This is a genomic window from Microvirga arvi (genome assembly GCF_016892765.1).
Lineage (GTDB): Bacteria > Pseudomonadota > Alphaproteobacteria > Rhizobiales > Beijerinckiaceae > Microvirga > Microvirga arvi.
In genome coordinates, this window is record NZ_JAFEMD010000023.1 from 1 (window position 1) to 10,436 (window position 10,436).

Annotated in this window: 10 protein-coding genes and 1 pseudogene; 3 read left to right on the forward strand and 8 right to left on the reverse strand. The window is 63.1% G+C overall.

What is annotated here, in order from left to right:
• The 6 genes and pseudogenes from ILT44_RS15485 to ILT44_RS15510 form a co-directional block, all read right to left on the reverse strand.
• On the reverse strand, nt 1–1,280 hold a 1,280-nt coding region (locus ILT44_RS15485; RefSeq protein WP_204240505.1), incomplete at its 3' end, for a calcium-binding protein.
• Between the two features lie 810 nt (nt 1,281–2,090).
• A pseudogene (locus ILT44_RS31645) lies at nt 2,091–2,458 on the reverse strand (ATP-binding cassette domain-containing protein); the annotation flags it as partial.
• Nucleotides 2,459–2,464: 6 nt separating this feature from the next.
• The gene (gene rnd / locus ILT44_RS15495; protein ID WP_204240507.1) at nt 2,465–3,625 is read right to left on the reverse strand and encodes a ribonuclease D; all 1,161 of its coding nucleotides are present in this window, start codon (nt 3,623–3,625) and stop codon (nt 2,465–2,467) included.
• Between the two features lie 807 nt (nt 3,626–4,432).
• On the reverse strand, nt 4,433–6,604 hold the full coding sequence (locus ILT44_RS15500) for a peptidase domain-containing ABC transporter (protein WP_204240508.1): 2,172 nt from the start codon (nt 6,602–6,604) through the stop codon (nt 4,433–4,435).
• A complete protein-coding gene (locus ILT44_RS15505; RefSeq protein WP_204240509.1) occupies nt 6,601–7,851 on the reverse strand; it encodes a beta-barrel domain-containing protein in 1,251 nt (416 codons plus the stop codon). The genes ILT44_RS15500 and ILT44_RS15505 overlap by 4 nt, the downstream gene beginning before the upstream one ends.
• A 125-nt stretch (nt 7,852–7,976) precedes the next feature.
• Nucleotides 7,977–8,381: a hypothetical protein gene (locus tag ILT44_RS15510; protein WP_204240510.1), complete on the reverse strand. Its 405-nt coding sequence runs from the start codon at nt 8,379–8,381 to the stop codon at nt 7,977–7,979.
• A 147-nt stretch (nt 8,382–8,528) separates the two neighbouring features.
• Between ILT44_RS15510 and ILT44_RS15515 the strand changes: the two genes are divergently transcribed.
• The 3 genes from ILT44_RS15515 (at nt 8,529) to ILT44_RS15525 (ending at nt 9,716) form a co-directional block, all read left to right on the forward strand.
• Nucleotides 8,529–8,702 carry a hypothetical protein gene (locus tag ILT44_RS15515; RefSeq protein ID WP_204240511.1) on the forward strand — a complete coding sequence of 58 codons (174 nt, stop codon included), beginning with the start codon at nt 8,529–8,531 and terminating at the stop codon, nt 8,700–8,702.
• Complete coding sequence (locus ILT44_RS15520; RefSeq protein ID WP_204240512.1) at nt 8,692–9,099, forward strand: type II toxin-antitoxin system death-on-curing family toxin; 408 nt, start codon at nt 8,692–8,694, stop codon at nt 9,097–9,099. Before ILT44_RS15515 ends, ILT44_RS15520 begins: the two co-directional genes overlap by 11 nt.
• A 200-nt stretch (nt 9,100–9,299) precedes the next feature.
• The gene (locus tag ILT44_RS15525) at nt 9,300–9,716 is read left to right on the forward strand and encodes a GNAT family N-acetyltransferase (protein ID WP_204240513.1); all 417 of its coding nucleotides are present in this window, start codon (nt 9,300–9,302) and stop codon (nt 9,714–9,716) included.
• 1 nt (nt 9,717) lies between these two features.
• Here the strand turns inward: ILT44_RS15525 and ILT44_RS15530 are convergent, their stop codons facing one another.
• Nucleotides 9,718–10,095: a Rap1a/Tai family immunity protein gene (locus ILT44_RS15530; RefSeq protein WP_204240514.1), complete on the reverse strand. Its 378-nt coding sequence runs from the start codon at nt 10,093–10,095 to the stop codon at nt 9,718–9,720.
• A gap of 108 nt (nt 10,096–10,203) precedes the next feature.
• The gene (locus ILT44_RS15535) at nt 10,204–10,416 is read right to left on the reverse strand and encodes a hypothetical protein (protein WP_204240515.1); all 213 of its coding nucleotides are present in this window, start codon (nt 10,414–10,416) and stop codon (nt 10,204–10,206) included.
• Nucleotides 10,417–10,436 lie beyond the last annotated feature (20 nt).

The window sequence follows — 10,436 nt, forward strand, 5'->3', positions numbered from 1 at the left end:
GTGTTGCGGCCCATATTGACCCGGTCCACGATCACCCCCGAGGCAGCGTCCTCATAGCTGGCGTAGTCGTAGCCGCTGCCGCCGTCGAGCCAGTCCGCGCCCGCCCCGCCGGCGAGCACGTCATAGCCGTCCTCGCCATACAGATTGTCGTTGCCGCCATAGCCCGAGAGGGTGTCGGCGCCCGCGCGCCCGAACAGGTAGTTGTCCAGAACATTGCCGCCGAGCGTGTCCTGGTAGGACGAGCCGTGCAGGCCCTCGATGCTGCTGTAAACGTCGCCCGCCGCCTCGCCGCTGTTGGACGCAGAGCTCATGAGGCGCGCCGCCACGCCGGACGATGCCGAGGCGTAGCTGGCATAGTCGTCGCCCTCGCCCCCCTCGAGCACGTCATGGCCGCCGCCGCCCACGAGCCAGTCCCCGCCGGCCAGACCGCGCAGAACGTCGTCGCCCTCTTGGCCGAAGAGCTCGTTGTAGCCCTCGCCCCCCGTCAGCGTGTCGCCGAAAGCAGACCCGTGCAGGCCCTCGATGCTGTCATAGCGGTCGCCGTGGGCCTGGCCCAGGTTCTGCAACGCATCGGACAGGTTCGCCACGACGCCCGTGCCGGCATTCAGGTAGCTCGCATAGTCGTAGCCCTCGCCGCCGGCCAAATCGTCCGCGCCGCGTCCGCCCTCGAGGGTGTCGGAACCCGCATCGCCCGCGAGCATGTTGTCGCCAGCGTTACCGGTCAGCACGTCAGCGAACCCGGTCCCGTACAGATCCTCAACGGAGATGTAGACGTCGCCCGCCGCCTCGCCAGTGTTCTGGGAAGCATCCGACAGATTCGCGACAACCCTGCTGGTGGCCGCGGCATAGCTCGCGGTGTCGTATCCAAGCCCACCGGAGAGCAGGTCGGCACCGAGACCTCCAATGAGGACATCGCGCCCGTCAAGGCCATAAAGGGTGTCGTTCCCCTCGCCCCCATCCAGCACGTCGAGCTTGCTAGGATCATTGGAGCCGGTCAGGGTATCGTTGCCGCCCAGCCCGTTCAGGAAGCCATCGCCCGTGAGTTGATCGGCGAACTCCGTCCCATCCTTATTGTTGACATAGAACGTGGCATCCCCGACGGAGAAAACCTTGATGCGACCGTCTTTGATCGCATCAATTAGCTCAACTCGCTCTCTCTCGACGCGAATGGTGTCTTGGAGCCTAAGGTGTTCGATATATTCGTCCTCAACTCCAAATGCTTGTAGAGATTGATGACTCCTTGGACCAGTGTAAACAGTAGCGGGGGCTTGTATTTCCATGATCGATCCATCCGAGAATTGAATGGTCGTAGTCACCGAAATGACCCGGTACTCAATATTAGCTGTCTCACCGTCTTCTGCATCGTCATTTGTACTACTATATGTTCCAATGTATTTCGCTACGGTACTTACCTTCTCTTGAGTAGGGATGAAAACAAACCCACTCTTTGGCAAAGCCACGGCCTCACCTTTTCTTTCAAGTACAACGGTCGCTGGCATCGTGGTTGTTGTTTTAATTCCATCTTTGGTGGTTACCACCGTAGTGATGCTACGATCGTTATTTACGGTTATTGTTTTTTTTTCGATGTTACTTCCATTCGTATTGACGCCGCCATTGGGTAGTATTCTAATATCATTGCTAACGCTGGAGCCGCCGCCTACACCGTCAACGCCGCCAACGCCGGTGCCGGCTTGGGCACCCCAATAGATCCCCTTCTTGGCCGCCTCGCCTCCGGCCTTGCCGCCGCTCGCTCCCATTAATGCCAATATAGCTTCTTCGAGTGGGGTTAGGAACATAGCGCGCCTCCGGTTCAGACATCCGGCACACCCCGATCAAGCTGGGCCGCCGTTGCTCTATTGATGAAACGAGGTAGAGGAGACTGGAACTCTTGATTCAGAGAGGTTTGTTGCTGTTATTTAACTTTTCTACGTGGGCTTATTACTACAAGGCAAAGATACCGTAACGTTAAATATGCCGTAAGTTGCAGCCGCTCAGCGAAACCGAAGTCTCAATTTTTTGGGTTACGCGATAGCCACTGCGATAATGCCGTTACTATCAAGTCACTGGCGAAAAATTTCGTGTAAAATCAACTACGGCAACTGCACCACCAGCCCATCCCGTATCGTCACCCGCGATCCATGCGCGCAGCCAACTCCATGTTGTGCGTCGCGATGAGCGCCGCGAGCTTTGACGCGCGAACGATAGCAACGAGGGTCTGGAAGACCCGGTCGGCGGTGTGCGGATCGAGGTTGCCGGTGGGTTCGTCGGCCAGCAGCAGGCGCGGGGCATTGGCCACCGCGCGGGCAATGGCGACGCGCTGCTGTTCGCCGCCAGAGAGTTCGCCGGGGCGGTGATCGAGGCGCTTGCCCAATCCCAAGAAGGCCAGGAACTGCCTGCCCCGATCCTGCACCTCAGCCTTCAGTGGATCACGCATGAGTTGCGGCACGACGACTGTCTGGTGGGTCTAAGCCCCCACAATCTCCCTGAGCCTTACCCGCCCGCGCTCCAGCACCAGCCCGAGCTGGCCGTTCTTGAGCGCCAGCGCCTTCTCGCCGAAGAGCTTCCGGCGCCAGCCGTGCAGGGATGGCACGTCGGCATCGTCGCTGTCGGCGATGGCCTCGAGCTCCTCGACGGTAGCGATGATCTTGGGCGCCACGCCCTCCTGCTCGGCCACCGCCTTGAGCAGGACTTTCAGGAGGTCGACCACGGAGCCGGTGTTGTTGCGGCCGCGGCTGCGTTCCGGCATGGGGATCGTGGCGGGATCGCGGGCGAGCGCCCGCTCGACGGCCTCCAGGATTTCGCCGCCCGTGCGGGAGCGCTCGAACCCGTTGGGGATGGTCCGCAGGCGACCGAGGGCTTCCACGCTGCGGGGCGCGGAGGTGGCGATGTCGATGACCGCGTCGTCCTTGAGGATGCGCCCGCGGGGAACGTCCCGCACTTGAGCCTCGCGCTCCCGCCAGGCCGCGATCTCCATGAGCACCGCGATCTCGCGCGACTTGCGCAGACGGCCGGCGAGGCGGCGCCAGGCATTGTCGGGATCGGCCTGGTAGGTTTCCGGGGAGCTGAGGATCGCCATCTCCTCGGCGAGCCATTCGAGCCGGCCGTTGGTCTCCAGCTGGGCCAGCAGCGCCTCGTAGACCTTCACCAGATGGGTAACGTCGGAGAGGGCGTAGGTGAGCTGGGCATCGGAGAGAGGACGACGCGACCAGTCGGTGAAGCGGGAGGACTTGTCGATCTTCGCCTTGGCGAGATCGTTCGACAGCTGCTCGTAGGACACCGAATCCCCGTAGCCGCAGACCATGGCGGCGACCTGGGTGTCGAACAGGGGCTCGGGCACGATGCGCCCGAGATTCCAGATGATCTCCAGGTCCTGCCGGGCCGAGTGGAAGACCTTCACCACGTTCCTGTTCGCCATGAGCGCCATGAAGGGCTCCAGGCTCATACCCTCGGCGAGCGGGTCGATCAGCACGGCATCGGCCGGATCGGGGCCTGCCATCTGGATCAGGCAGAGCTTCGGGTAATAGGTGGTCTCGCGCAGGAATTCCGTGTCGACAGTGACGAACGGGTGCTGGCTGAGGCGGTCGCAGGCGGCGGCCAAGGCATCGGTGGAGGTGATCAGGTCCATGAGGCGTTCATAGCCCATCCCGCAACACGCCGCGAGTCCGTCCTCCGGTGCATTGTGCGGAAAATGAACCCCGTTTCGTAGTTCACGCGGCGGCGCAGGTCCCGGATTGAGCATCGGGCCGGAAGTGCACCCCACCTCCGGGTTCGATGCGCGTAATCCATCGGCTGCTCCAGACCCTCCATAGTCATGCAGGTTGACTCGGCTTCTTAAATGATTGTTATCATGTATCACTGGCTCGTTGGCCAGCGGAATGCCGTAGCGGCATTTCAGCTATCAGGGGGAGGTCTTCATGAAGACCACAATCGAAATGAATAAGGACGAGGCTCCGGTCGAGCTCAGCGAGCAGGAACTCGCCGAGGTTGGCGGCGGACGCCGGATCATCCTCTACTAAGTCCATTCCGGCCTTGCCGGCTTAAGGACAGGGCGCGGCCCCTCGTGAGCCGCGCCTTTTTCGATCAGCTGATCGACCGGTCAGGAGACAGCCAAAAACATCCAAAAGGGCGGGCAGGTTGATATGAAAACGAAGATGAAGAAGCAATCCAAAGCTAAGAGCTGGAAGGATGTGAAGGTTGTCGAGCTCAGCGTGAGCGAGCTTGCTTGTGTCGCCGGTGGACGGCGTATCATTATGCATGATCCCTGCTGTATAAAATGCATGTCAAAATGATCTGAGGTCAGGGGCGACTCGACCAGAGCCGCGCTTTTCCTGCCACCGCCGTTTCCGCTTGCGTGGAGCGGCGCTCTTCTGTGTTATTCCGCAAGTTCCGGCGGAGAACGAATCCGCTTCCCCAAAAAATTCCAGGCACCTGCTCACGCCCGGGCTGGCCCGGTCGCCAGACGCGAGCGCGCCGCATCCGCGAAGGCGAAAGTATCGGAGTCGATCGGCGTCGACACCCGACCCTCGCGCAGCACCACGATCCGGTCGGCGGCGCGGATCGTCTCGGGCCGGTGGGCGATGACGATGCGGGTGATCTTCAGCTCCGCGAGCGCCCGGTTCACCTCGCGCTCCTTGTCGAGGTCGAGGCTCGACGTGCCCTCGTCCATGAACAGCATGCGGGGCTTGCGGTAGAGGGCGCGCGCCAGCAGCACCCGCTGGCGCTGGCCGCCCGAGAGGGTGGTGCCCATGTCGCCGATCAGGGTGTTGTAGTTCATCGGCATGGCCATGATCTCGTCGTCGATGCCCGCCACCTTCGCGCATGAGCGCATCCAGTCGATATCGATCCTGGCATCGAAGAAGCAGATGTTTTCGGCGATGCTCCCCGACAGGAGCTGGTCGTCCTGCATCACCACACCGATCTGCGAACGGAAGGCCTGGGTGCCGAAATGCGCGATGGGCGTGCCGTCGATCAGCACCGTGCCTTCCATAGGCTTGAACAGGCCCAGCATGATCTTGAGGAGGGTGGTCTTGCCCCCGCCCGATGGACCCGTGACGGCCACGAACTCGCCGGCCTCGACCTTGAGATCCGTGCCCGAGAGAACCTCCGGCTCCGTGTCCGCATAGCGGAAGCTCACGCCTTTCAGTTCCACCGCTCCCTCGATCGGCCGTGCCACGAGGCTGTCCCCGTGCCGGTCCTGCTCGCGCTCGGCGAGCGCAATGTCGGAGAGGCGGTCGAGGTGGAGGTCGAGCATGCAGTACTGGATGCCGGTCTCGATCAGGTTGGTGGCTTTGGAGAGGAACTGCTCCTTGTAGGCCATGAATGCGTAGAGCATGCCGATGGTCATGTCGTTCGCCATGATGGCCCTGGCGCCGAGCCAGACCACGAGCACGTTCTCGATGCCGTAGATCAGATCGTTCGCCGTCTTGAAGCCGATGGTGAAGCGGCCCTGGCGGATCCCGCGGCTGATCGAGGCGGCATAGCGGTTCTGCCACACGGCCTCGCGGTCGGATTCGCGGCCGAAGATCTTGATGCTCTGGATGGCCCGCGCCGTCTCGATGAAGGTGGTCTGCTCCTTGGCGGCCGCCTCGATCATCTCCTCCTGCCGCTGGCGCAAGGAGCGGTAGAGGGCAAAGCGTAAGACGGCGTAGAGAGCCAGCGCCGCGAACACGATGCCCGACAGCTTGGGGCTGTAGATCAGGATCATCGCCAGCGTCAGCGTTGCCATCACCCCATCGACGAGGGCGGCCACCAGACCTTCCGAGATCAGCCGCTGGATCGGCTCGGCCGAGCGGAAGCGCGAGACGAGATCGCCGATATGCCGCTTCTCGAACCAGCTCAGGGGAAGCCGCACGAGATGGTGGAAGAGATTGGCGCCCATCTGGAAATTGAGTGCGCCGCTTAGAAAAAGCAGCACGTGGGAACGCAGCCACTCGGCGCCGATATGGATGAGGGTGAGCAGTCCGAAGCCGAGCGCCAGCGCCGTGAGCAGGCCCCCGTCGCCCTTCATCACCGCCTCGTCCACGGCCAGCTGCATGTAGAAGGGCGCAGCCAGCACCACGAGCTGCAGCACGGCCGAGAGCACCAGCGCTTGGGCGAGCGCCCGCTTCACCCCGCGCATCCGGCCCCAGAGGGCAGTGAGGCTGAGACGGGAGGTCTCCTTCTTGCGCTCGAAGGAATCCGTCGGCGTCAGCTCCAGGGCGATGCCGGTGAAATGGTGGCCGATCTCGTCGAAGGTCAGGGTGCGCACGCCGAGCGCCGGATCGTGGATCGTCACCTTGCGGGCGCCGACCTCTTTCAGCACCACGAAGTGGTTCATGTCCCAGTGCAGGATGCAGGGGAGCTTGACCTGCCCGAGCTGCTCGGGCTCGAGCCTCAGGCCCCGGCCCGTCATGCCGAGGCGCTGGCCCATCGCCAGCACGTCCTTGAGGGTGACGCCCTTCAGCGAGATCGAGAACAGGCGGCGCAGGGCCATGAGGTCGACCTCGCGCCCGTGATAGGTCGCGATCATGGCAAGGCATGCCAGCCCGCATTCGGCGGCTTCCGACTGGATGATCGCGGGCAGGCGAGGGGCGCCGAAATAGTCGAGGCCGGCCGAGAGCTTCACATCCGCCCCCTGACGCTGATCAGCGGCTCGAACAGCCAGGCGACGAGGGAGCGGCCCTCCAGCACGATGTCGGCCTTCAGGGTCATGTCGGGCTGCAGCGGCACCTCGCGCCCGAAGGCGTCGATGGCCTGGCGGTCGAGGCGCACGGTCACCCGGTAGGCGGGCTCGGAGAGCAATGTCCTGCCGATCACTTCGCTCGGCGAGAGCACCGCCTGCGAGACGGTCTCGACGGAACCACTGATCGTGCCGAAGCGCTGGTAGGGAAAGGCATCGATCATGAGCCTCACCCGCTGGCCGGGCTCGACGAAGCCGATGGCGCGGCTCGGCACGAAAAGCTCCGCCAGCAGATTCGCGCCGTCGGGCAGGAGAGTGAGCAGGGGCTTGTTGGGATCGACGATCTGACCCGACGTGGCTTGAAGGGCCGTGACGCGCCCGGCGAGCGGCGCGGTGATCACCTGCGCCCGCTGGGCCTGGACCTCGGCCCGCTGGCGCTCCCGGTCGGCGAGACTGAGGCGCAGCTGCGCCAGGCGCTCGGCCTGCTGCACGGGCAGCTGCTCGCGCTGAAGCTGGGTCTGGCCGAGCTCCTTCTCGGCCTGGGCCAGATCCCGGTCGATCTCGGCGAGAATCTGCCGGCGGGACAGCAGGGCCTCGTCCTGCTCCTGCAGGGCGGCGCGGGTGGTGTGGCCCTGCTCGGCCAGCCGCGCGATGGTGTTGCGCCGCTCCTCGTTCACCTGGACCCGCTCGGCCATAAGTCGGCGCTGGACCGTGAGGGCATCGCGCTCGGCCTTCACGGACGCGATGGCCGCATCCAGCCGCAGGATCTCGTTGTCCGTGCGCGCCGGATCGGCGGCGATCTGGTCTTTCAGAACCTGGGTCTGGGTGTCAAGGGAGGCGAGGATCGCGGCATCGAGGGTGCCGCCGACCTCGAGCCCCTGGCGCGAGGCCACCGTGAAGAGCGGCTGCCCCGCGGCGACCCGATCGCCTTCCCTGACGGTCAGCTCCGTCACCACGCCGCCGCGCAGGGCGCCGACGCGCACCGCGCCGCCCGCCGCCATGAGAGATCCGCCTGCGGTCTCCTTGCGGGCATATTCGGCCGTGCCGAGGAAGAGGACGATTGAGGCGACACAGGCGAGGATGAAGCCGCCCAGCAGCTGCCAGGACAGCGGCGCAACGGGCAGCGACACGGACGAGTGATCGCCCGTGGCCGCCGTCACGGCCTGTGGCCTGAACAAGGATCGCTGGGCCACCCCAACCCCCGACGCAACATTATTATGAGACTATGTTGCAGAAAGAGCGGGGTGGCACAAGGGAAAGCGAGGGCGACAGAGCCGCGGAGGCGGTTCTGTCGCAGAAGAGGGTAAACCGCTGAGCTTTAAGCGCGGGCCTGCATGCGGGCGAGATGCTTCTTCCGCGCCCTGGCCTGCCGCTCGGCGAGCTTCATGAGCCAGTCGAGGATGTTGTGCTCGACCACGAAGCCGGTCTCCGCATCCTCCAGGCGCTGAATCCGGTCGACCCGGAAGCCGCGATAGCCGTCCTCGTCGGACAGGATGTCGATGCCGCCCAGCAGCATCTTGCCGGGACCTACCTTCAGCTCGCGCGCCAGCACCCAGCGCCGGGTCGCATTGCCGGCCTGGTCCACATAATCGAGCTCCAGCGCGCCCTCCAGCGGATAGACGTGCCAAGCGCCCTCGATCCGCTCCTCGACGGGAGCGTTCCGGGCCGGCCTCAAAAGGGATGTTGCAAGGGTGGTAACCATAGGCAGAATATGGAGTTTCACCCTTTGTTCTGCAAGGAATTTTGGGGTGTCGGAGGGCGGAAAAATGTCGACACTTGCTCGAAATTCAGCGAGACTATACCAATATCAATCGTGAAAAACTTGGAACCCCGAAAAGGCTTGGCACTTTAGCTTTGCCGAGGAGCCACAATGGCTATTGTGAAGCGGAAAGAAACGCAGACCCATACTGCCCCGGCGGAGAAGCGGAGCGGTGAAGTGGTCGCGCGTCCGCCGCGTCCAGCCAAAGGCCAAGTGGACTATGACGGGCTCATTAAAGAGTTCATGAAGCAATATCCCAAGGCTCGGGCATATCTTGCCAAGTGAGGTCGAGCCGCGCTGGCTCCCTATTGATGTCGTTATGGATCTAAACAGGCAGGAAGTCGCTGAAACCGGCGAACCCTATTTCTTGCGCGATGTCGGGGCGCTTGAGGCGGCATTACTGAAGCCGCAAAATCTGTGGCACTATGACCACGAAGACAACATGGTTGTACTCGCCTCGTCGCTCCTTTTCGGGATTGCCCGCAACCATCCGTTTGAGCAAGGCAATAAGCGTACGGCACTAGGCGCGGCCTTCCTGTTTCTAGCGGTCAACGGCTATCATCTGATTGCCCCGGATACCGAGAAGTTCGGTGCGATCATCGTTGATATACTCACTGGGAAGCTCCCAGAGCAGGATTTCATCGAGGTTGTAGCCGAGCACGGTGTCCGTCCAATTTGGTAGCCCTCCACAGGCAGGGCTACGGCTCCCTCCTGCTGGAGGTCGCTGGATGGAGCTAGACAGTTCTCCTGCAGTCGGCGGATCTGTATCCATGAAAGGCCATTGCAGACAACGTCCTGAGCATTTGAGCGAAGCACAGATCTATACAATCATAATGAAACAACGGCTCCACCACGGAGCCATCGACGTTATAAGACCATTCCATGCAGATCGAGGTTCTCGAAGACGCCAATCCGCCCGGGGCCGACGACGTGACGGCGGGCTTGCGCGCGCACCTGATCGAGAAGACCGGCCCCTTGCCCCGGATCCCGTTGACCCTGCTCCTGCGGGATGATGACACCTCGGTTCGCGGCGGCATCCGGGGAAACATCGCCCTGTACTGGCTTCAGGTCGATCATTTCTGGGTAGACGAGGCCCTGCGCGGGCAAGGCCATGGCTCCCGCCTGCTCGACAAGGCGGAGGAGGCCGCCCGGATGCGCGGCGCGATCGGCGCGCAGCTGACCACGTCGACGTTCCAGGCTGAGGGGTTCTACCGCAAGCACGGCTATGCCGAGATCGGCCGCCTGAAAGACCGTCCGCCCGGTTACGACCGGATCTGGATGGCCAAGCGATGGGGGTGAGTTACGGAGACGCTGGGGCCGAGAGGACCGGCGGTTTGCAGGGAAATGCATCTCCGAGCGCTTTCAGGACGATGCTGGCTCCCGAAAGATTGCGCTGGGAAGGGTTTTTCTCGAGGTATTTGCAGACGACACCGATGACGTGGCCGGCGCTGACCCTGCCCCAGGGACAGACCAGCTTCTCCTGCTTTCCAAGCCCTGCGACCGCTTGCTGGGCGTCGTGGACCCCGAGAATGTAGTTCAGCGCACTGGCGCTTCTGGTCTGGCAATGTTCATACAGGTCGTTGCCGTCCAGGAAGTTCGCCCTTGCCGGGGCTGTCGCCAGAGCGGAAGCGGCACAGCCTGAAAGCACCACCAAAAGTCTCAGGACGTCTCGTTTCATGCCTCGGGTTGTCGAAGCCGCCCTTGCCACATTCCACCTCCTGACGCTGGCGAACGTTAGCCATCGCCCCCGGCTTTGGCGACATGCCGGAGGGGGTAATCATCTTGCCTAGGCTCCTTGGACATGACGCGAGGCGTAGGCGGCGGGTTTGTCATCCCCGGCGGCCGTGAGGCCGGGAAGGGGATCCATAACGTCGCGCTTGGTCGTGGGTCCCTTCCCGTGCGCGAGCGCTCCGGCCGGGAATGGCACCTCTCCCAGTCCTAACGAACCCTGTTCGTCATCCCCGGACTTGATCCGGGGATCCCCGTCTTTGTCTTCCATTACCCTCATCCTGAGGAGGC

Bases quoted from the DNA above. Each gene is read 5' to 3' on its own strand.
- rnd (WP_204240507.1), bottom strand. From the start codon at position 3,625: ATGGACCTGATCACCTCCACCGATGCCTTGGCCGCCGCCTGCGACCGC.
- ILT44_RS15515 (WP_204240511.1), top strand. From the start codon at position 8,529: ATGGCTATTGTGAAGCGGAAAGAAACGCAGACCCATACTGCCCCGGCG.
- ILT44_RS15525 (WP_204240513.1), top strand. From the start codon at position 9,300: ATGCAGATCGAGGTTCTCGAAGACGCCAATCCGCCCGGGGCCGACGAC.
- ILT44_RS15530 (WP_204240514.1), bottom strand. From the start codon at position 10,095: ATGAAACGAGACGTCCTGAGACTTTTGGTGGTGCTTTCAGGCTGTGCC.
- ILT44_RS15535 (WP_204240515.1), bottom strand. From the start codon at position 10,416: ATGGAAGACAAAGACGGGGATCCCCGGATCAAGTCCGGGGATGACGAA.